General features: G+C 68.7%; 18 protein-coding genes. 10 read left to right on the plus strand and 8 right to left on the minus strand.

Translation table 11 applies throughout. The features are described 5' to 3' along the window. Nucleotides 1-3: 3 nt before the first annotated feature. Nucleotides 4-1,653 (minus strand): CTP synthase, encoded by a 1,650-nt coding sequence (gene pyrG / locus ABD767_RS11560; RefSeq protein ID WP_103045769.1) that lies wholly within the window; start codon nucleotides 1,651-1,653, stop codon nucleotides 4-6. Between the two features lie 122 nt (nucleotides 1,654-1,775). Between pyrG and coaBC the strand changes: the two genes are divergently transcribed. Genes coaBC through dut form a run of 3 tightly spaced genes read left to right on the plus strand, consistent with a single transcriptional unit; the run spans nucleotide 1,776 to nucleotide 3,899 of the window. Then, nucleotides 1,776-3,002 (plus strand): bifunctional phosphopantothenoylcysteine decarboxylase/phosphopantothenate--cysteine ligase CoaBC, encoded by a 1,227-nt coding sequence (gene coaBC / locus ABD767_RS11565; protein ID WP_103045770.1) that lies wholly within the window; start codon nucleotides 1,776-1,778, stop codon nucleotides 3,000-3,002. A 1-nt stretch (nucleotide 3,003) separates the two neighbouring features. Next, nucleotides 3,004-3,411, plus strand: coding sequence for a hypothetical protein (locus tag ABD767_RS11570; protein WP_103045771.1), 408 nt, complete (start codon nucleotides 3,004-3,006; stop codon nucleotides 3,409-3,411). 38 nt (nucleotides 3,412-3,449) lie between these two features. Then, the gene (gene dut, locus ABD767_RS11575; protein ID WP_103045772.1) at nucleotides 3,450-3,899 is read left to right on the plus strand and encodes a dUTP diphosphatase; all 450 of its coding nucleotides are present in this window, start codon (nucleotides 3,450-3,452) and stop codon (nucleotides 3,897-3,899) included. A 20-nt stretch (nucleotides 3,900-3,919) separates the two neighbouring features. Here the strand turns inward: dut and ABD767_RS11580 are convergent, their stop codons facing one another. After that, nucleotides 3,920-4,444, minus strand: a complete 525-nt coding sequence (locus ABD767_RS11580) for a peptidylprolyl isomerase (protein WP_103045773.1) — start codon at nucleotides 4,442-4,444, stop codon at nucleotides 3,920-3,922. Between the two features lie 56 nt (nucleotides 4,445-4,500). Here ABD767_RS11580 and ABD767_RS11585 point away from each other — a divergent pair, with 56 nt between their 5' ends. From ABD767_RS11585 to ABD767_RS11595, 3 genes are all read left to right on the plus strand, one after another. Next, nucleotides 4,501-5,631: a JmjC domain-containing protein gene (locus ABD767_RS11585; RefSeq protein ID WP_103045774.1), complete on the plus strand. Its 1,131-nt coding sequence runs from the start codon at nucleotides 4,501-4,503 to the stop codon at nucleotides 5,629-5,631. A gap of 15 nt (nucleotides 5,632-5,646) precedes the next feature. After that, on the plus strand, nucleotides 5,647-6,153 hold the full coding sequence (locus ABD767_RS11590) for a hypothetical protein (RefSeq protein WP_103045775.1): 507 nt from the start codon (nucleotides 5,647-5,649) through the stop codon (nucleotides 6,151-6,153). Nucleotides 6,154-6,356: 203 nt separating this feature from the next. Next, the gene (locus tag ABD767_RS11595; RefSeq protein WP_103045776.1) at nucleotides 6,357-6,740 is read left to right on the plus strand and encodes a hypothetical protein; all 384 of its coding nucleotides are present in this window, start codon (nucleotides 6,357-6,359) and stop codon (nucleotides 6,738-6,740) included. A 120-nt stretch (nucleotides 6,741-6,860) separates the two neighbouring features. Here ABD767_RS11595 and bamC read toward each other — a convergent pair whose 3' ends face one another. From bamC to ABD767_RS11620, 5 genes are read right to left on the minus strand one after another with little or no spacing between them, the layout of a single operon-like run. Next, on the minus strand, nucleotides 6,861-7,952 hold the full coding sequence (gene bamC / locus ABD767_RS11600) for an NlpB/DapX family lipoprotein (protein WP_103045777.1): 1,092 nt from the start codon (nucleotides 7,950-7,952) through the stop codon (nucleotides 6,861-6,863). Nucleotides 7,953-8,006: 54 nt separating this feature from the next. Continuing rightward, the gene (gene dapA, locus ABD767_RS11605; protein WP_103045778.1) at nucleotides 8,007-8,906 is read right to left on the minus strand and encodes a 4-hydroxy-tetrahydrodipicolinate synthase; all 900 of its coding nucleotides are present in this window, start codon (nucleotides 8,904-8,906) and stop codon (nucleotides 8,007-8,009) included. Nucleotides 8,907-8,948: 42 nt separating this feature from the next. Beyond that, nucleotides 8,949-9,521 (minus strand): methyltransferase domain-containing protein, encoded by a 573-nt coding sequence (locus tag ABD767_RS11610; RefSeq protein ID WP_103045779.1) that lies wholly within the window; start codon nucleotides 9,519-9,521, stop codon nucleotides 8,949-8,951. Beyond that, on the minus strand, nucleotides 9,521-9,646 hold the full coding sequence (locus tag ABD767_RS11615) for a hypothetical protein (protein WP_344869698.1): 126 nt from the start codon (nucleotides 9,644-9,646) through the stop codon (nucleotides 9,521-9,523). Before ABD767_RS11615 ends, ABD767_RS11610 begins: the two co-directional genes overlap by 1 nt. A 25-nt stretch (nucleotides 9,647-9,671) precedes the next feature. After that, a complete protein-coding gene (locus ABD767_RS11620) occupies nucleotides 9,672-10,889 on the minus strand; it encodes an MFS transporter (protein WP_103045780.1) in 1,218 nt (405 codons plus the stop codon). A gap of 155 nt (nucleotides 10,890-11,044) precedes the next feature. Here ABD767_RS11620 and ABD767_RS11625 point away from each other — a divergent pair, with 155 nt between their 5' ends. The 3 genes from ABD767_RS11625 (at nucleotide 11,045) to ABD767_RS11635 (ending at nucleotide 17,370) form a co-directional block, all read left to right on the plus strand. After that, the gene (locus tag ABD767_RS11625; RefSeq protein ID WP_103045781.1) at nucleotides 11,045-13,015 is read left to right on the plus strand and encodes an ATP-binding protein; all 1,971 of its coding nucleotides are present in this window, start codon (nucleotides 11,045-11,047) and stop codon (nucleotides 13,013-13,015) included. A 56-nt stretch (nucleotides 13,016-13,071) separates the two neighbouring features. Continuing rightward, nucleotides 13,072-15,423, plus strand: a complete 2,352-nt coding sequence (gene parC, locus ABD767_RS11630; RefSeq protein WP_344869699.1) for a DNA topoisomerase IV subunit A — start codon at nucleotides 13,072-13,074, stop codon at nucleotides 15,421-15,423. Between the two features lie 141 nt (nucleotides 15,424-15,564). Beyond that, complete coding sequence (locus tag ABD767_RS11635; RefSeq protein WP_344869700.1) at nucleotides 15,565-17,370, plus strand: methyl-accepting chemotaxis protein; 1,806 nt, start codon at nucleotides 15,565-15,567, stop codon at nucleotides 17,368-17,370. A 496-nt stretch (nucleotides 17,371-17,866) separates the two neighbouring features. On the opposite strand, the gene ABD767_RS11640 is transcribed toward ABD767_RS11635, so the two are convergent. Next, on the minus strand, nucleotides 17,867-18,325 hold the full coding sequence (locus ABD767_RS11640; protein WP_103045465.1) for an Atu1372/SO_1960 family protein: 459 nt from the start codon (nucleotides 18,323-18,325) through the stop codon (nucleotides 17,867-17,869). Nucleotides 18,326-18,455: 130 nt separating this feature from the next. Here ABD767_RS11640 and ABD767_RS11645 point away from each other — a divergent pair, with 130 nt between their 5' ends. Beyond that, complete coding sequence (locus ABD767_RS11645) at nucleotides 18,456-20,978, plus strand: DNA internalization-related competence protein ComEC/Rec2 (RefSeq protein WP_344869701.1); 2,523 nt, start codon at nucleotides 18,456-18,458, stop codon at nucleotides 20,976-20,978. The last annotated feature ends 159 nt before the right edge of the window (nucleotides 20,979-21,137 follow it).

Below are 21,137 nucleotides of genomic sequence, written 5' to 3' on the forward strand. Positions count from 1 at the left end.
GCGTCAGTCTTTTTTCTGGTGAACGATGGCCGCCTTCACGAAGGCGTTGAACAGCGGGTGGCCGCTCCACGGTGTCGACTTGAATTCGGGGTGGAACTGCACGCCGATGAACCAGGGGTGCACCGCGGTGGGCAGCTCGACGATCTCGGTCAGGTGCTCGCGCTGCGTCAGCGCCGAGATCACCAGGCCGGCTGCGCGCAGCTGGTCGAGGTATTGCACGTTGGCCTCGTAGCGGTGGCGGTGGCGCTCGGTCACCACGTCGCCGTAGATCTGGTGCGCCAGCGTGCCGGGCTGAACGTCCGAGGACTGCGCGCCCAGGCGCATCGTGCCGCCCAGGTCGGAGCTCTCGCTGCGCGTCTTGATCGAGCCGTCCTGATCCTTCCACTCGGTGATCAGCGCGATCACCGGGTGCGGCGTTTTCGGGTCGAACTCGGTCGAGTTGGCGCCTTTGAGGCCTGCCACGTGGCGCGCGTATTCGATGGTCGCCACCTGCATCCCCAGGCAGATGCCCAGGTAGGGCACCTGGTGCTCGCGGGCATAGCGGGCGGTGCTGATCTTGCCCTCGACGCCGCGCGAGCCGAAGCCGCCGGGCACCAGGATGGCGTCGTAGCCGCCCAGCTTGGCGGCGGCGTTGGCGTCGGTGATGTCTTCGGAGTCCAGGTGGTCGATCTGCACGCGCACATGGCTTTGCATGCCGGCGTGCTTGAGCGCCTCGTTGACCGACTTGTAGGCGTCCGACAGCTCGACGTACTTGCCGACCATCGCGATCTTCACCGCACCCTGCGGGTGCTCGAACTCGTGCACCAGCGCGTCCCAGCGCTTCAGGTTGGCCGGCGGTGTGTTCAGGCGCAGCTTGTCGCAGATCAGGCCGTCCAGGCCCTGCTCGTGCAGCATGCGCGGCACCTTGTAGATGGTGTCCACGTCCCACATGCTGATCACGCCCCACTCGGGCACGTTGGTGAACAGCGAGATCTTCTCCTGCTCCTCCTGCGGCACCGCGTGCTGGGCGCGGCACAAGAGCGCGTCGGGCTGGATGCCGATCTCGCGCAGCTTCTGCACCGTGTGCTGCGTGGGCTTGGTCTTCAATTCGCCGGCCGTGGCGATCCACGGCAGATAGGTCAGGTGCACGAAGGCCGAGTTGTTCGAGCCGAGCTTCAAAGCCAGCTGGCGCACCGCTTCGAGGAAGGGCAGCGACTCGATGTCGCCGACGGTGCCGCCGACCTCGCAGATGGCCACGTCCACCGCGTCGCTCGTGCCAATGCCGGCGCCGCGCTTGATGTATTCCTGGATCTCGTTGGTGACGTGCGGGATGACCTGCACCGTCTTGCCCAGGTAGTCGCCGCGGCGCTCTTTCTCCAGCACGCTCTGGTAGATGCGGCCGGTGGTGAAGTTGTTGGACTGCTTCATGCGCGTTTCGATGAAACGCTCGTAGTGGCCCAGGTCCAGGTCGGTTTCGGCGCCGTCGTCGGTGACAAAGACTTCCCCGTGCTGGAACGGGCTCATCGTGCCCGGGTCGACGTTGATGTACGGGTCGAGCTTGATGAGGGTGACTTTGAGACCCCGCGATTCGAGGATCGCGGCAAGGGAGGCTGAGGCGATTCCCTTGCCCAGGGAAGACACCACACCGCCGGTGACGAAGACGAATTTGGTCATGTCTTTGGAGGAGGTGGGAAATTGCGATTATAGGAACTGTGGCACACGCTCCGCCGCCACCGGGTTTCACCGGCGGGCGGTGCTGCGCTTGGGGCGCGGCAGGTCTGCTAAATTGCGGCCCCATGAATGCACTGCAAGGCAAACACATCGTTCTGGGGCTGAGCGGCGGCGTCGCTTGCTACAAGGTGGCGGAGCTGGCGCGGCTGCTGGTCAAGGCTGGCGCCAGCGCGCAGGTGGTGATGACCGAGGCGGCCTGCCAGTTCATCACGCCGGTGACCATGCAGGCGCTTACCGGCCGGCCGGTCTACTCGTCGCAGTGGGACGCGCGCGAGGGCAACAACATGGCGCATATCAACCTCTCGCGCGAGGCAGATGCCATCCTGATCGCGCCGTGCAGCGCCGACTTCATCGCCCGCCTGGTGCAGGGGCGTGCCGACGAGCTGCTGAGCCTCCTGTGCCTGGCGCGGCCGATGGATCGCGTGCCGCTGTTGCTGGCGCCGGCGATGAACCGCGAGATGTGGGCCCACCCGGCCACGCAGCGCAACCTGGCGCAGGTGGCGCAGGACGGCGCGCGGGTGCTGGGCGTTGGCAGTGGGGAGCAGGCCTGCGGCGAGACCGGCGACGGCCGCATGCTGGAGCCCGCGGAAATCTTCGAAGAGCTGTACCAATTCTTCAGCCCCAAGCCGCTGGTCGGCCAGCGGGTGCTGATCACTGCCGGGCCGACCTTCGAGGCCATCGATCCGGTGCGCGGCATCACCAACCTGTCCTCGGGCAAGATGGGCTTTGCCATTGCCCGCGCCGCGCGCGCGGCCGGCGCCGAGGTCACGTTGGTCGCAGGCCCCGTGCACCTGGCCACGCCGCGCGGCGTGCGGCGCATCGACGTGCGTTCGGCACGCGACATGCAGGCCGCGGTGCAGGCCGAGGTGGATCGCGCCAGCGTCTTCATTGCGACGGCCGCCGTGGCCGACTGGCGCCCGGCCAGCAGTGCCGGGCAGAAGATCAAGAAGGACGGCAGCGGCCAGGTGCCGCAGATGGCGTTCGTCGAGAATCCCGACATTCTGGCCGGCGTGGCGCAGTCCGAGCGCGCGCGCAGCGGCCAGCTGTACTGCGTGGGCTTTGCAGCCGAGAGCGAGGATCTGATCACCCACGCCAGCGCCAAGCGCCGGCGCAAGGGCGTGCCGCTGCTGGTGGGCAACATTGGTCCGGCAACCTTTGGCCAGGACGACAACGCGCTCGTCCTGTTCGACGAACATGGCTGGCGCGAACTGCCGCGCGCCAGCAAGAATGCGTTGGCGCAACAGTTGGTGGCCGAGCTGGCGCAACTGCTGCAGGCGCGCCAGAGCGCATAACATGGGCGCACCGCTGAACCAGGAACCCCCGGGCGGCGACTTCGCCCGCTATGTCGAGGCGCTGGTGGCGCGCTCGGCCGCCGGGCTCGCCAGCGCCGGCGGGGCACAGGTGCCGCCGGCAACGCCGCCCGTGCCCGGCCTGCAGCAGCGCACCACGCGGCGCAGGCTGGCGGCCCGGACTGCTGCGCCTGTCCCGGCGCCCCAGTCGCCGCAGGCCCAGCCGCAACAACCACCACAGCAGCTGCCCGTGCCAGCTCTCGCCAAGGTGCTTCCCTGGGTGATCGGGCTGGTCGTCGCGGCGTTCGTCATCCTGTCGATCGGCGGCTTGGATGCGCTGTACCTTCTGGTCTTCGTCGCGGCGATTGCGGTGCAGCTGATTCAGCGCAGCCTGCGCAACCGGCGCAAATAGGCCGGGTAGTGGCACGGCGGCGCGGATAATCGCGCGCCATGCAAGTGGATCTGAAAATTCTCGACGAGCGCCTGCGGGCGCGCCCGCCCGCCTATGCAACCCCCGGCAGCGCCGGCCTGGATCTGCGCGCCTGCATCGACGCGCCGCTGGCGCTTGCGCCCGGCCAGTGGCAACTGGTGCCCACCGGTATGGCCATGCATCTGCGCGACCCGGGCTACGCCGCGCTGATCCTGCCGCGCTCGGGCCTGGGCCACAAGCACGGCATCGTGCTGGGCAATCTGGTGGGCCTGATCGACAGCGACTACCAGGGCCAGCTGATGGTCAGCTGCTGGAACCGGTCGAACATCACCTACACACTGGCGCCGATGGAGCGCCTGGCGCAACTGGTCATCGTGCCTGTGGTGCAGGCGCAGTTCAACCCGGTCGACGACTTTGCCCACGCCAGCGAGCGCGGCGCGGGCGGTTACGGCTCCACTGGAACCCTTTGACCACCGGGCGCGAGACCCGGTCAATGCAGCGTGTTGCTGCCCGGCGCCTGCGGGTGGATCTTGAAAAAGCCCGTGCCGGCGCTGCCGCGGCCCACTTCCTCTTCGGTCGCCTCGCGCACCGCGTGCACCTTGAGCTTGAGGCGCAGCGCCATGCCGGCCAGCGGGTGGTTGCCGTCGAGCACCACGTGGTCGGGGTAGATGTCGGTGACCGTGTAGAGCAGCTCGCGCGGCGCCTGCGGGCTGCAGCCGGCGGGCAGGGCGCTGCCCTCGAAGGTCATGCCTTCCTCCAGCGTCGCGGGAAACAGCGCGCGCGGCTCCAGAAACAGCAGCTGATCCTGGAAGTCGCCAAAGGCGTCCTCGGGCTCCAGGTGCAGCGCCAGCTCGGCGCCAGCCGTGTGGCCTTGCAGCGCGCGCTCGATGCTTTGCAGCAAATCGTCGCCGCCAACCAGAAACTCCACCGGATCGTCGAGCACGTCCAGTTCCTCGCCCAGCGTGTCCTGCAGCACCCAGGTCAGGGCGACGACGCATTGTTCAGTGATTTCCATAGGAGAATTGTCGCAGTTCTTCACCGGGCGGCTGCGCCCGCCACCGGATTTGCCCCATGGACGTACAACAACCCCTGACCCTGCTCGGCGGCATCAGCGCCGCACAGTTCATGCGCCGTCACTGGCACAAAAAGCCGCTGCTGGTGCGCCAGGCCGTGCCCGGCTTCAAAGCCCCGGTGGGCCGCAGCGCGCTGCTGCAGCTCGCTGCAAGCGAGGATGTCGAGTCGCGCTTCATCCAGCAACGGGGCGATGGCCAGTGGGTGCTGCGTCACGGGCCGCTGGCGCGCCGCTCGCTGCCGTCGCTGACTACGCGCCAGTGGTCGGTGCTGGTGCAGGGCGTCGATCTGCACGACGAGGCGGTGCACTCGCTGATGCAGCGTTTTGCCTTTATTCCCCAGGCTCGGCTCGATGACCTGATGATCAGCTACGCCACCGACGGCGGCGGCGTCGGCCCGCATTACGACAGCTACGACGTCTTTTTGCTGCAGGCCCACGGCAGGCGGCGCTGGCGCATTGGCCGGCAAAAGGACAAGACCCTGGTGGACGGCCTGCCGCTGAAGATACTGGCCAACTTCGAGCCCGAGGAGGAGTACGTGCTGGAGCCCGGCGACATGCTCTACCTGCCGCCGCGCTGGGCGCATGACGGTATCGCCGAGGGCGAGTGCATGACCTACTCGATCGGTTTTCGCTCGCCCCAGCGTGCGCAATTGGCGCACGAGGTGCTGCTGCACCTGGCCGACGCGGCGGCCGAGCAGGACGACGCAGTGATCTACCGCGATCCCAAGCAGGAGGCGGTGGCGCAGTCTGGCGAGATCCCCACGGCGCTGCAGGACTTTGCCCGCGACGCGGTGCAGCGCGCGCTGGACGATCCCCAATTGCTGGCGCGCGCGCTGGGCGAGGTGCTGAGCGAACCCAAGCCGCAGGTGTGGTTCGAGCCGTCGAGCACGCGCGGCATGATGGAGAGCGTGGTGCTGGATCGGCGCACCCGCATGCTCTATGACGAGCACCATGTCTACATCAACGGCGAGAGCTGGCGCGCTGGCGGGCGCGATGCCCGACTGATGCAGCGCCTGGCCGACGGGCGCCGCCTGCGGCCCGCAGACCTGCAGCGCGCCAGCGACGAGGCGCTGGAGCTGCTGGCCAGCTGGTGCGACGCCGGTTGGGCGCACGCTGGCGGCGCCGACTGAGCCGGAGCCCGCGCGATGACCACGCCCGCCGCTGACGATGCCCTGCCGCTGGGCCGCTTCGAGGGTCCGGGCGACTTTGCCTGCTGCGTGCGCGCCGGCCTGCAGTGCGCGGCCGAGGGCGGCTGGCGCGAACTCATTCTGAGCGACGCCAGCTTTCACGACTGGCCGCTGGGCGAGCGCGCGGTAATCGCGTCGCTGGAGCAATGGGCGCGCAGCGGCCGGCGTCTGACGCTGCTGGCCTGCGAATACGACACCATGGCGCGCCGCCACCCGCGCTTCGTGCGCTGGCGCGTGCAGTTCGACCACCTGGTCAGCGCACGCCAGGCGCGCGGCGCGGACCTGCTGGAGTTGCCCAGTGCGCTGTGGTCGGGCGGCTGGGTGCTGCAGCGCATCGACCCGCTGCGCAGCCTGGGCGTGGCCGACCAGGACGCCGGGCGGCGGCTGGCGCTGCGCCAGCTGCTCGACGAATGGCTGCTGCGCAAGAGCCAGCCGGGGTTTGCAGCGTCGGTGCTCGGCCTTTGATGCGTGTCAAGGGCGGCGGCATTGTGCGCTGGAATCAGTGCTTGCATGGTTGACAAATTTTTGCAGGCAATGTCAACCAAACGCCGCGCGAGGCGTTCTTACAATCGGTTCGCACTGGTTTTGTGCGTTGCCGCGGCCCCGGGCCGTGGGCGTACAAGGCTTTTTTGATTGACTATCCCTGTGCTCGTTTGAGAGGAATCGCTATGAAGAAATCGCTTGTTCTGGCCAGCCTGGTGGCTGCCGTTGCCCTGGCTGCCTGCGGTCAGAAGGAAGAAGCCGCTCCCGCAGCACCTGCGGTCGAGGCTCCCGCCACCGCCCCTGCCGATCAGGCCGCCGACGCCGCCAAGCAAGAAGCTGACGCCGCTGCCGGCGAGGCTACCGACGCAGCCAAGGACGCTGTCGACGCCGCCAAGGATGCCGGCGCCGCCGCCGTCGATGCAACCAAGGACGCTGCAAGCGATGCCGTCGACGCTGCCAAGGATGCTGTCCAGGCCACGACCGATGCCGCCAAGGATGCTGCCAGCGACGCGGTCGACGCCGCCAAGGCCGCTGCCGACGCCGCCACCAACGCGGCCACCGGCAAGTAAGCACGGCTTGCACGCCTCGCGCCTGGCGCGGGGCGAAAACAAGAAACCCGGCCTGAAGAGCCGGGTTTTTTGTGCCTGCACGGTGCCCCAGCCAGGCGCCTTCGCCTGGCGGCCGGGGGCTTATTTCAGGTCGTCGGCCAGCACGCGCATGATGCGCTGTGCATTGGCGGTGGTGTCGGGTGCGCCCTGGTCGTCGAGCACCGACACCGTGCTCTGGCCGCCCTCGCTGCGCACCGCGATGCGGAACTTGAGTGGGCCCGTGGCCTTGTCAGAGCTGCCAAACAGCTTGCTGAAGAAGCCTTGTTCCTTCTTCTCGGTGGGCGCGACGTAGCGCACGAAGTACAGCCCCTTGCTGCGGTCTCGGTCTTCGACCGTGAAGCCGGTGCGGTCCAGCGACACGCCGACGCGGCGCCAGGCGCGGTCGAACGACTCGGCCAGCTGCACGACCGGCACGTTGCCCACGGTTTCCATGCGAGCCGACGGCGCTGCCGGCACTGGCGCGGCGGCTGCGGCCTGGGCCTGTTCCTGCGGCACGCCCAGCTTGACCATCAGGCGGCGCAGGAATTCGGTCTCCAGCTCGGGGTCGACCGGGCGAGGCTGCCAGATGGTGTTGTCCTTCTGGCTGCTGGTGTAGACCTCCTGCATGCCGCGGTGGGTGATGAAGATCTCGGTGCTGCCGTTGGGGCCGCGCTCCAGGCGGGTGCGGAACTTGTCGCGCTCGCCGGTGGAGTAGAGCGAATCGAACACCTTGCCGATGGTCTGGCGGATGATGTCCTGCGGCAGCTTGGCGCGGTTCTCGGCCCAGTCGGTCTCCATGATGCCCAGGTTGGGCTGCTCCAGCGTGAAGACGAAGCCGTTCTCCAGCCAGAAGTCGCGGATCGGCTCCCACAGCTTGTCGGCCGGGCGGTCGACGACCAGCCAGCGCTCGTTGCCGTCGCGCTCGATGCGCACGTCGCCGATCGACTTGGGCGCGGCGTTGATCGAGGTGCGCGACTGCTGTGCCTGGCCGGCCTCGAAGGCTGCGGCCGAGGCGACGCCGCCGGGCACGTTGTAGCGCACGTCGCCCGACAGCTGCGTCAGGTCGGGCGGCACTTCCAGGGTTGCGCCCTTGGTGGCGCTTTTGTAGTCGATCTTGTCGCTCTCCAGCACGGAGCAGGCCGACAGGCTCAGGGCGACGATGCCCGTCAGGGCGAGGCGGGTGCGAGGGGTCACGCGGTTTCCTTGGGGGTGCCCGTCAAAGGGCGGCAATGTTCTGGGCGAAGGCTCTCAGGCCAGCAGGCCGGCGGCGCGCAGCGCGGCCTCGACCACGGCTTCGTTGGCCTGGGCCAGCGGTGTCATAGGCAGGCGCAGCGCCGGGCCGCACAGGCCCATGCGCGCCATGGCCCACTTCACGGGGATGGGGTTGGCCTCGACGAACAGGTGCTTGTGCACCGGCATCAGTTGAAATTGGATCTGCATCGCGCGGCGCGCGTCGCCGGCCACCGCCGCCACGCACAGCTCGTGCATCAGGCGCGGCGCGACGTTGGCCGTCACGCTGATGTTGCCCTGGCCGCCGCACAGCATCAGCGCCACCGCCGTCGGGTCGTCGCCAGAGTAGACGGCAAAGCTCTTGGGCAGGTCGCGGATCAGCCACTGCGCGCGCTCGATGTTGGCCGTCGCTTCCTTGATCGCGATGATGCCCGGCACCTGCGACAGGCGCAGCACGGTGTCGTGCTGCATGTCGGCGACGGTGCGGCCGGGCACGTTGTACAGCACGATGGGCAGGTCGCCCGTGGCCTCGGCAATCGCCTTGAAGTGCTGGTACTGGCCCTCTTGCGTGGGCTTGTTGTAGTAGGGAACGACCTGCAACTGGCTGTTGGCCCCCACTCCGCGCGCGTACTTGGCCAGGCGAATCGCCTCGTGCGTGGAGTTGGCGCCGCAGCCGGCCATGACGGGCACGCGGCCGGCGGCCTGCTCGACGGACACGCGGATGATCTCGCAATGCTCTTCGACGGTGACCGTGGGCGACTCGCCCGTGGTGCCGACGACGCCGATGCAGTCGGTGCCTTCCTGGATGTGCCAGTCGATCAGTTTGCGCAGCGTCGGGTAATCGACGCTGCCGTCTTCAAGCATGGGAGTGACCAGCGCGACGATGCTGCCGGTCAGGGGGGCGGTGGAAGATGTCATCTCAGCGGTCTAACGGTCAAAAACCGGAAAAAAGCATTCTAACTACGCGCCATGGCCCGGGGGCTGCAGCGGCAGGCGAATCACCCCTGTGGTTTGCTCGGGTGTACGCACCGCGGCAATGCGCTGCACGAAGCGCGCCGGCGCCCCGGCATGGGCATCTTCAAAGCCGTCTTCATAGGCAATGACGCGCAGCGCATGGCATGCGGCCAGCAGTTCGCCCGGGCGCAGCAGAAAGTCCGTGCGCGCCGGGCGGCCTACCGTCTCGTTGCCCTGGGCGAAGGTCTCGTACAGCAGCACGCCGCCGGGCGCGACGGCCCCCGCGATGGTCGGCAGCAGCGGGCGCCACAAATAGTTGGTGACCACCACCGCGCCAAAGCACCGCCCGGCCAGCGGCCAGGGGCCGCCCTCGATGTCGGCGCACAGCACCTCGCCCCAGCGCGCGGCGTGTGCCAGCGCCTGGGCGTCGCGATCCACGCCGGTGGGGTGCAGGCCGCACGCGTGCAGCCAGTGCATATGGCGCCCGCTGCCGCAGGCCACGTCCAGCGCCTGGGTGCCGGTGGGCAGCAGGTGCGCCCAGCGCGCAAGCCAGGCCGAGGGCGGGGCGACTGCGTCCATCAGAAGCAGGCCCAGATCTGGTCGGTCAGCGCCAGCATGAAGCCCGGGCGCAGGTACAGCGCAAACACCGCCAGCAGCGTCAGTGCGGCGGCGATCTTGATCCAGGTGGCGGTGCGCGGGTGCATGGCGGCGGTCGTGGCGGAGGGTATTTCAGGCGGGCAGGGCGGAGGGGCGGTTGATGGCGTGCTCGCGGACCGGCAGGTTGATCAGCGCGGCCAGCACGCCCAGCACCATTGCCAAATACCAGACGACGTCGTAGCTGCCCGTGGCGTCGTACAGGTAGCCGCCCAGCCACACGCCCAGAAAGCTGCCGATCTGGTGGCTGAAGAACACGAAGCCGCTGAGCATGGACAGGTGTTGCACGCCGAAGATGCCGGCCACGGTGGCGTTGGTCGGCGGCACGGTGGACAGCCACAGCATGCCGATCACCGCCGAGAACGCATAGACCGACAGTGCGGACAGCGGCGCCAGCAGAAACACCGCGATCGCCACGGTGCGCGCCAGGTAGATGAAGGCCAGGATGTGGCGCCGCGGCAGGCGCTCGCCGAGCGATCCCGAGACATAGGTGCCGATGACGTTGAACAGCCCGATCAGCGCCAGCGCGGTGCTGGCCACGTGCGCCGGCAGGTTGTGGTCCTTCAGGTAGCTGGGCATGTGCACGCCGATGAACACCACCTGGAAGCCGCAGACGAAGTAGCCGGTCATCAGCAGCAGAAAGCTGGGGTGGCGCAGCGCCTCGGCCATGGCACCGCGCGTGCTCTGGCTGTGCGAAGCGCCGCCGCCGGCGCGAAAGCCCGGCTCGCGCAGGCCAAACGCCAGCGGCACGATCAGCAGCACCAGCACGGCCAGCACCAGCAGCGAGGGCTGCCAGCCCAGGCGCGCGATCATCTGCCCCTCCAGCGGCAGCATCAGGAATTGCCCGAACGAGCCGGCCGCCGCCGCCACGCCCATGGCCCAGGAGCGGCGGTTGGCCGGCACCTGGCGCCCCAGCACGCCATAGATGACCGCGTAGGTCGTGCCCGCCTGCGCGGCGCCGATCAGAACGCCGCTGGTCAGCGCGAACAGCAAGGGCGTGGGCGACAGCGCCATGCCCGCCAGGCCCAGCGCGTACAAGAGCGCGCCGGCGATCAGCACGCGAAACGCGCCCAGGCGGTCGGCCACCATGCCGCCGAAGATGCCGAACACACCCCAGGCGATGTTCTGCACCGCCATGGCCAGCGCAAAGGTCTGGCGCGTCCAGCCCATGTCTTGCGTGACCGGCGCCAGCCACAGGCCAAAGCCGTGGCGTATGCCCATGGACAGCGTGACCACGGCGGCGCCGCAGGCCAGAACCTGGAGCATCGAGAGTTTGGGTGGGGCAGAGTGCATCGGGGCGAATGTAGCGAAAACCCGCAGGGCTCGCTGGCGCCTGGGCGATAGCAGGTCGGCATGTGAACCATCGCGGGGGCGGATGGCGGTGCCGCGGCGCACAAATACTGATTGCGCATCCAGTGTTTTGCTTCCCGGCCGTAGAATCGCGCGCCATGGCAAGCAAACCCGCAACCGAATACTCGGAACGCGCGATCCGCGTTCTCAAGGGCCTGGAGCCCGTCAAGCAGCGCCCGGGCATGTACACCCGCACCGACAACCCGCTGCACATCATCCAGGAGGTGCTGGACAACGCCGCCGACGAGGCGCTGGCCGGCTTTGGCAAGAAGATCCGCGTCACGCTGCACCTGGACGGCTCGGTCAGCGTCGAGGACGACGGCCGCGGCATCCCCTTCGGCCTGCACCCCGAGGAGGGCGCGCCGGTGGTCGAGCTGGTCTTCACCCGGCTGCACGCCGGCGGCAAGTTCGACAAGGGCAGCGGCGGCGCCTACAGCTTCTCCGGCGGCCTGCACGGCGTGGGCGTGTCGGTGACCAATGCGCTGTCCACGCGCCTTGAGGTGAGCACGCACCGCGAGGGCCAGGTGGCGCACATCGTGTTCGCCGGCGGTGACGTGGCCGAGCCGCTGCAGGCGCGCCCTCTCCAGGCGGGGGAGCGCAAGCAGGGCACGACGGTGCGTGCCTGGCCCGACGCGCGGTATTTCGAGTCGGCCCAGCTGCCGCTGGGCGAGCTCACCCACCTGCTGCGCAGCAAGGCGGTGCTGATGCCCGGCGTGGCCGTCACGCTGGTCAACGAGAAAACCCGCGAGCAGCAGACCTGGCAGTACAAGGGCGGCCTGCGCGACTACCTGCAGCAGACGCTGCCGGTCGATCCGGTCATCCCGCTGTTCGAGAGCGAGGGTTTTGCCGACGCCCACCACGACAGCTTTGCCGAGGGCGAGGGCGCGGCCTGCTGCGTGGCCTTCACCGACGAAGGCGCGGTGGTGCGCGAGAGCTACGTCAACCTGATCGCCACCACCGCTGGCGGCACGCACGACAGCGGCCTGCGCGACGGGCTGTTCCAGGCAGTGAAGGGTTTCATCGAGCTGCATTCGCTGCTGCCCAAGGGCGTGAAACTGATGCCCGAGGACGTGTTCGCCCGCGCCAGCTACGTGCTGTCGGCCAAGGTGCTCGACCCGCAGTTCCAGGGCCAGATCAAGGAGCGCCTGAACTCGCGCGACGCGGTGCGGCTGGTGTCGAGCTTCGTCAAGCCGGCGCTGGAGCTGTGGCTGAACGCCCATGTGGAATACGGCAAGAAGCTGGCTGAACTGGCCATCAAGGCCGCGCAGACGCGCCAGCGCGCCGGGCAGAAGATCGAGAAGAAAAAGGGCTCGGGCGTGGCCGTGCTGCCCGGCAAGCTCACCGACTGCGAAAGCCGCGACACCGCCTACAACGAGGTCTTCCTGGTCGAGGGAGACAGCGCCGGCGGCAGCGCCAAGATGGGGCGCGACAAGGAGACGCAGGCCATCCTGCCGCTGCGCGGCAAGGTGCTCAACACCTGGGAGGTCGAGCGCGACCTGCTGTTCAGGAACAACGAGGTGCACGACATCTCGGTCGCCATCGGCGTCGATCCGCACGGGCCGAATGACGCGCCGGATTTGAGCGGCCTGCGCTACGGCAAGGTCTGCATCCTGTCGGACGCAGACGTCGACGGCTCGCACATCCAGGTGCTGCTGCTGACGCTGTTCTTCCGGCACTTTCCCAAGCTCATCGAGGCGGGCCACATCTACGTCGCCCGCCCGCCTTTGTTTCGCGTCGACATTCCGGCGCGCGGCAAGAAGCCGGCGGCCAAGCTCTATGCGCTTGACGAAATGGAGCTCGAATCCATCCTCGACAAGGCCGCCAAGGACGGCGTGGCGCGCGAGAAATGCCAGATCAGCCGCTTCAAGGGCCTGGGCGAGATGAACGCCGAGCAGCTGTGGGAAACCACGCTCAACCCCGACACGCGGCGCCTGCTGCCAGTGCAACTGGGCAGCATGGACTTTGCCGCCACCGAGGTGTTGATCACCAAGCTGATGGGCAAGGGCGAGGCCGCCTCGCGCCGCGCGCTGATGGAGCTGCACGGCGACGCGGTGGAAGTGGATATTTGATGTTTTTGGCCTCTAGCGCTTTCCAGATAAGCGCTGGCAGCTCCTATTTTTAAAGCATGAGCGATCAACCTGTTCTCGATTTCCCCGCCCCCGACGCGGGCGACGCCCTGGGCCTGGGCAGCTACGCCCAGCGTGCCTACCTCGAATATGCCCTCTCCGTCGTCAAGGGCCGCGCGCTGCCCGACGTGTGCGATGGCATGAAACCGGTGCAGCGGCGCATTCTGTATGCGATGCAGCAGATGGGCCTGTCCTGGGGCGGGCCGAATGGCAACACGCCGGCCAAGCCCGTGAAAAGCGCGCGCGTCGTCGGCGACGTGCTCGGCCGCTTTCACCCACATGGCGACCAGTCGGCGTATGACGCGCTGGTGCGCCTGGCGCAGGACTTCAACCAGCGCTACCCGCTGATCGACGGCCAGGGCAACTTTGGCAGCCGCGACGGCGACGGCGCGGCCGCGATGCGCTACACCGAGGCGCGGCTGGCGCGCATCAGCACGCTGCTGCTGGGCGAGATCGGCATGGGCACAGTGGACTTCCAGCCCAACTACGACGGCAGTACCGAGGAGCCGTGCCAGTTGCCGGCACGCCTGCCGTTCGCGCTCTTGAACGGCGCCAGCGGCATTGCCGTGGGCCTGGCGACCGAGATTCCCAGCCACAACCTGCGCGAGGTGGCCGACGCCTGCGTGGCGCTGGTCAAGAACCCGCAGCTCTCGGATGAAGCGCTGTTCACGCTGATCCCCGGCCCGGACTACCCTGGTGGTGGGCAGATCATCAGCAGCAGCTCCGACATCCAGGATGCCTACCGCAGCGGGCGCGGCAGCCTGAAGGTGCGCGCGCGCTGGAAGATCGAGGATCTGGCGCGCGGCCAGTGGCAGATGGTGGTGACCGAGCTGCCGCCGGGCGTGTCGGCGCAGAAGGTGCTTGAAGAGATCGAGGACGTCACCAACCCCAAGGTCAAGAGCGGCAAGAAGACGCTGAGCCATGAGCAGCAGCAGCTCAAGGCCAGCATGCTGGCGGTGCTCGACGGCGTGCGCGACGAGTCGAGCAAGGACGCGCCGGTGCGCATCGTCTTCGAGCCCAGGACCGGCAAGGTGCCGCAGCAGGAACTGGCCACGGCGCTTTTGGCGCACACCAGCCTGGAGACCTCGGCGCCGATCAACCTGACCATGGTCGGCATCGACGGCAGGCCGGTGCAGAAGTCGCTGCGCCAGATGCTGGTCGAATGGGTGCAGTTTCGCCAGCAGACTATTACGCGGCGCAGCCAGCACCGCCTGGCCAAGGTGCTGGATCGCATCCACATCCTGGAAGGGCGCCAACTGGTGCTGCTCAACATCGACGAGGTGATCGCCATCATCCGCGCCAGTGACGAGCCCAAGGCCGCGCTGATGGCGCGCTTCAACCTGACGGATCGGCAGGCGGAGGACATTCTGGAGATCCGCCTGCGCCAGCTCGCGCGGCTGGAGGCGATCAAGATCGAGCAGGAGCTGTCGGAGCTGCGCAAGGAGCAGGGCCAGCTTGAAGACATTCTTGCCAACCCGGCATCGCTGCGCCGGTTGATGGTCAAGGAGATCGAGGCGGACGCCAAGCAATTTGCCGACGCGCGCCGCACGCTGATCCACGAGGAGAAAAAAGTCGTCGCGTCGGCCCGCGTGGTCGACGAGCCGGTCACCGTCATCGTCTCGCAAAAAGGCTGGGTGCGCACCCGCCAGGGCCACGGACACGCGCCGGAGACCTTTGGCGTCAAGGCGGGCGACGCGCTGTATGCGACCTTCGAGTGCCGCACCGTGGACGAGCTCATCATCTTTGGCGACAACGGCCGGGTGTATTCGGTCGCCGTGGCCGACCTGCCGGGCGGACGCGGCGACGGCCAGCCGGTCACGACGCTGATCGACCTGGAGGCGGGCACGCAGATTGCGCACTACTTCGCCGGCCCGCAGGACGCGCTGCTGCTGCTGTCGGGCTCTGGCGGCTACGGCTTCCTGGCCCAGGTGGCGCACATGACCGGACGCAACCGCGGCGGCAAGGCCTTCGTCAGCCTGGGCGACGGCGAGCGGCTGTGCCGGCCCTCGCACGCCAGCGGCACCAGCGCCAGCCAGGAGCTGCCGGCGGCCACCCACGTCTGCTGCGCGTCGGTTGGCGGGCGCGTGCTGACGCTTGAGATCGGCGAGCTCAAGCAAATGGCCAAGGGCGGGCGCGGCCTGCAGCTGATCGCGCTGGAGCCGGGCGACCAGTTGGCTGGAGCCGCCGCCTACACGCGCAGCGTGCGCTTTGAAGGCGTGGGCCGCGGCGGGCGTGTGCGCGAAGAGACGCTGGAGATCCGAAGCCTGAACAACGCCCGCGCGCCGCGCGGCAAAAAGGGCAAGGCGGCGGATCTGGGCTTCAAGCCGGCCGAGGTGCTGCGGGTGGTGTAAAGCTTTAAGCGTCCATTGGCGGATTTGTCGGCATAACACGGCCCAATTGCGGCACGACACAGGGGAGTGAATCGCGTACACTTTTTTACGTCGTGCAACATGCGTGTTGCAATCGTAGACAAGCCAGCCCCGGAGACCCTGATGTTGAACGCACTGCGGATGAGCCATAAGTTGTGGGTGGCGGTGATCGCCATCATCGTGATGTTGATTGCCGTCGTCGGTTTTGCCGGCTACCGCTCATCGCAGTCGCAGGCACATGCCGACGACGTCGGCCGCGAGCTGGCCCAGCGCGTCGAGATGGCGCTGCACTGGCAGGGCCTGACCGATGCCAACGCCGCGCGCACACAGGCCATGATCATCAGCAGCGACTCGCAGGTCGGCGCCGAGTTCAAGGACGCCATCTCGGCCACGTCGGCGCAGATCAGCAAGATTCAGAAGGCGCTGGAGACCCTGGCGCAAACCGACGCCGACAAGGCGCAGATGGCCAAGATCGCTGAGGCCCGCGCGGCCATGCTCGGCCTGCGCAAGCAGGCCAATGAGCTGCGCGATGCCTACCGCGCCGACGACGCCGCGGTGCTGATCCAGCAGCAGTACAACCCTGCGGTGCGCGCCTACCTGGCGGCGTTGAGCGACTTCGTCACGCTGCAGCAGGACTACGCGCGCCAGCAGCAGGTGCTTCTGGGCGCCGACCGCCTGCGCACCGTGCAGATCGCTGGCGTACTGGTGGCGCTGGTGCTGGTGTTCATCGTCGTCGGCGCGTTCTTCCTGATCCGCAGCATCCAGCAGCCGCTGGCCCAGGCCAGCGGCATGGCCGACCGCATTGCCCGCGGCGACTTGACGCAGCGCACCACGCGGGCGGGCCAGCTGCAGCGCGGCGACGAGTTCGGCGTGCTGATGCAGTCGCTGGAGGGCATGCGCGCGTCGTTGGCGCGCATGGTGCAGGACGTGCGCCACAGCAGCGACAGCATTGCGGTGGCCAGCAGCCAGATCGCCAGCGGCAACCAGGACCTGTCCTCGCGCACCGAGGCGACGTCGAGCAACCTGCAGCAGACGGCCGCGGCGATGGAGGAGTTCACCTCCACCATTCAGCAAAGCTCGGGCAGCGCCAGCCAGGCCAGCCAGCTGGCGGCAAGCGCCAGCGAAGTGGCGCAGCGCGGTGGCGCGGTGGTCGCGCAGGTCGTCTCCACCATGGAGGACATTCAGGACAGCAGCCGCAAGATCGCCGACATCAACAGCGTGATCGACGGCATCGCGTTTCAGACCAACATCCTGGCGCTGAACGCCGCCGTCGAGGCTGCCCGCGCTGGCGAGCAGGGCCGCGGTTTTGCCGTGGTGGCCGGCGAGGTGCGCCAGCTGGCGCAGCGCAGCGCCGAGGCGGCCAGGCAGATCAAGGACTTGATTGGCGCGTCGGTCGAGCGCGTGGACAGCGGCTCGCGCCTGGTGCAGGGCGCCGGCCAGACCATGCAGGAGGTCGTGCAGTCGGTGCAGCGCGTGGCCGACATGATGGGCGAAATCACCGCCGCCGCGGCCGAGCAGAGCGCAGGCGTCACCCAGGTCAACCAGGCGGTGGGCCAGCTCGACCAGATGACGCAGCAAAACGCCGCACTGGTCGAGGAGAGCGCCGCCGCCGCGCAAAGCCTGCGTGAGCAGGCCGCGCAGCTGAGCACCGTGGTGTCGGCCTTCCGGGTCGACGGCATGGCACCGCTGGCGCAGCAGGGTGGACGGGGCGGCGCGGGCGCGGCGGCGGCGCTCGCACCGGCCGCTGCGGCGCCCTTGCCCGCAGGCGGCGGCCAGCCCGCCGCCATCCAGACGCCGCCGGCGCGGCGGGCCGTGCCTGCCAAGCCCGCAGCTCCTGCCAGGCCCGCCGCAGCGCCGGCGCGCCCCGCCCCAAAACCGCTGGCCGTGGCCGCTATGGCGGACGATGAGGGCGAGTGGGAGTCGTTTTGACGCACGACGCCATGGGCGCGTGACCTGGGGCAGGCGCGGCGCAAAGCAAGGCGGTGCCGCCTCGGTCAAGGCAGGCGCCGCTGAAAACAAGGGCCGCGTGCGTGCGCGGCCCTTGTTGCGTTTTGGCTAGGAGCCTGTCGGACTTGGAAATCGCCTGCTGCGAATCGACCGCAGCGGCCCATTTTTGGCTACGCCGCTCTTCGGGAACACCGTCTTTTTGCCCAATAGCTTGGCTATTGGGCTGCAAATTCGGCAAAAACTGTGCTCGCTGGGGCCGCTTCTCGCTTTCGGCGCTCCAAGTCCGACAGGCTCCTAGTACAGCAACCTGGAAGTAGAGGAACACAATGAAAGCGATGGATTCGCGCCCAGGGCAAGGTGCAAACCGCAGCGATAGCCGCAGCTATCGCGAGGATTTGCAACGCCGCCATGGGTGCGAAGACGCGCTTTCATGTTTCGATATTTCCATGTTGCTGTACCAGGGCCGGAGAGTGGCCGGTCAGCCCAGTTCGGCGATCAGCTCGATCTCCACGCACACGCCAAACGGCAGCTGCGCCACGCCAAAGGCGCTGCGCGCGTGTTTGCCGGCGTCGCCAAACACTTCGCCCAGCAGCTCGCTGGCGCCGTTGGTCACCAGGTGGTGCTCGGTGTAGTCGGGCGCGGAGTTGACCAGGCTCATCACCTTGACGATGCGCTTGACGCGCTTGAGGTCGCCGCCGCAGGCCGCCTGCAGCGTGCCCATCAGGTCGACGGCCACGGCGCGTGCGGCCGCTTTGCCTTCCTCGGTGGCGGTGCCGCGGCCCAACTGGCCCACCCAGGGCTTGCCGTCCTTGCGGGCGATGTGGCCGCTCAGAAACACCAGGTTGCCGCTCTGCACGAACGGCACGTAGGCGGCCGCCGGCGTGGAAAGCGGCGGCAGCGTGATGTCCAGTTGCTTGAGTTTTTCGTACACGTTCATGGCAGTCCTTTCGATGGGGTGAAAACACAGCACGGCAGTGCTGCGTTGCGTTGTGTTTGGTGGCCGCAATGTTACGGCAACCAGTGTTTTTGCTGGCTGCCCTGTGGCGCGTGCCGCGTAGCATCGCGCCATGTCTGCGTCCGACCGTCCCGCAGCCGCCGTGCTGCCCGTCCAGCCACCTGCGACGCCGACCGCAGCGCCGGCAGCGGTCGGAGAGCGGAGTGCGTCCGCGCGCGTCTGGCCACTGCCGGCTCTGCTGCTGGGCGTGGTGGCGGGAACGGCGGTGCAGCTGCAGCAGCCGCAGCTGTTCGGTGGCGCAGCCTATGCGGCAGCGCTGGCCGTGGCGCTGGTGGTCGGTGCCGGAGTGTGGCTGCGCCGCAGGCGTGCGCCCGCGCTGGCTATGCAGGGCGCGCTGCTGCTCGCGTCGGCCGTTCTGGTCTGGGCGCTGTGCGGCTTGCGCGCGCTGGCCTTTACCGCGCAGGCGCTGCCCGCCGAGCTGGAGGGCCAGGATCTGCAGGTCACTGGCGTGGTCGCCGCCATGGTGCAGGCGCGCGACGACGGCGTGCGCTTTCGCCTGGCGGTGCAGTCCGCACGGCTGGATGAGCGCGACGTGCGCGTGCCGCCGCTGGTCGACCTGGGCTGGTACGCGCAGGGCCGGGGCGACGCGGTGCAGCCACCGCCCGCGCTGCGCCCGGGCCAGCGCTGGCAGCTGACGGCGCGGCTGAAGGCGCCGCACGGCGCGCTCAATCCCCAGGGTTTCGACTACGAGCTGTGGCTTTGGGAGCAGGGCGTGCAGGCCACCGGCTATGTGCGCCAGGCATCTGCGGCGGCGCCGCCGCGCCTGCTGGAGCAGGGCTGGCAGTACCCGGTCGAGCAGTTGCGCCAGCATGTGCGCGACGCCATCCTGGCCGGCCTGCCTGCGAGCGGCAGTGCCGACGATGTGCGCCAGCGCGCCGCCGGTGTGGTGGCGGCGCTGGTCACCGGCGACCAGCGCGCCATCGAGCGCGGCGACTGGGATGTGTTCCGTGCCACGGGAGTCGCCCACCTGATGAGCATCTCCGGGCTGCACATCACCATGTTCGCCTGGCTGGCCGTCGCCGTGGTCGGCGCGCTGTGGCGGCGCAGCCGCCGGCTTTGCCTGTGGCTGCCCGCGCCCACGGCGGCGCTGGCCGGCGGGGTGCTGCTGGCGGGGGCCTATGCGCTGTTCAGTGGCTGGGGCGTGCCGGCGCAGCGCACAGTGTGCATGCTGGCCGTGGTTTCGCTGTTGCGCATTGCCGGCCTGCGCTGGCCCTGGCCGCAGGTGTGGCTGCTGGCCTGCGCGGCGGTGCTGCTGGTCGACCCCTGGGCGCTGCTGCAGCCGGGCTTCTGGCTCAGCTTTGTTGCCGTGGGCGTGCTGTTCGCCACCGATGCGCGCGGTGCCGATGCGCCGCGGGCCTGGCACTGGCGCTTGCTGGCGCTGCTGCGCGAGCAGGCGACGATCACCCTGGCGCTGGCGCCGCTCACGCTGCTGCTGTTCGGCCAGGTGTCGGTCGTCGGGCTCGTTGCCAATCTGCTGGCCATTCCGTGGGTGACGCTGGTCGTCACGCCGCTGGCCTTTGCCGGCGTCGTCTGGGCGCCGTTGTGGGCTGCGGCCGCCTGGTGCGTACAACTGCTGCTGGTTGTCCTTCAGTGGCTGGCCGGCTGGCCCGGTGCGCAGCTGCACTTGGCGCTGGCGCCGCTGGTGCTCGGCATGGCGGCGGTTGCCGGCGCCTTGCTGCTGGTCGCGCGCCTGCCCTGGGGCTGGCGCGCGCTGGGCCTGCCGCTGCTGCTGCCGGCGCTGTGGTGGCAGCAGCAGCGCCCGCCGCCCGGGCAGTTCGACCTGCTGGCGCTGGACGTGGGCCAAGGCCAGGCGGTGCTGGTGCGCACCGCCGGCCACAGCCTGATGTATGACGCCGGCCCGCGCTTTGGCGCCAGCAGCGACGCTGGACAGCAATTGCTGGTGCCGCTGCTGCGCGCGCAGGGTGAGCGGCTGGATTTGCTGGTGCTCAGCCACGGTGACGCGGATCACACCGGCGGCGCGGCCGCGGTGCTGGCGCAGCAGCCGCAGGCGCGTGCGCTGGGCACGCTGGCGCCGGATCATCCGGTGCAGCAGCTGCGCGCCGTGCAGCCCTGCGTGGCCGGCCAGCGCTGGCACTGGGATGGCGTGCGTTTCGACGTGCTGCACCCGCCGGCGCCGTTGGCGGACGCGCCGCCCGTGCGCAGCACCAACGCCGGTAGCTGCGTGCTGCGCATCACGGCGGTGGATATCGATGGGCAGCCGGGACGCGCGGCGCTGTTGACCGGCGACATCGAGCGAGCGCAGGAACAGGCTCTGGTCGATGGTGGCGTGCCGCTGGCGGTCGACCTGCTGCTGGTGCCGCACCATGGCAGCAAGACCTCGTCCAGCGCCGCCTTTCTGAATGCCGCGCGGCCCGCTGTGGCGCTGGTGCAGGCGGGCTATCGCAACCGCTTTGGCCACCCGGCGCCGGCCGTGGTGCAGCGCTACCGCGAGCGCGGCATTGCGCTGGTCGCTACGCCTGGTTGCGGCGCGGCGCAGTGGAGCTCTGCCAGCGGCGCCCTGCGGTGCACGCGCGCGCAGCGGCGGCGCTACTGGCACCACCGGCTGGACGAATGATTCCACTTCTATATCAACCGATTAGGGCCTGTTAAGGATGCTCTGAATAACTCACCTCCAGGCGTGCTACGCCTGGGCTATTTTTCAGATGATGGAATTTGAGTTGACTTCGGCAGGGGCAACTATTTTTTTGCCCGCCGATCGGGGCGTTTTGCCGTT

This window comes from Comamonas faecalis (assembly GCF_039538025.1).
Taxonomy (GTDB): Bacteria; Pseudomonadota; Gammaproteobacteria; order Burkholderiales; family Burkholderiaceae_C; genus Comamonas_C; species Comamonas_C faecalis.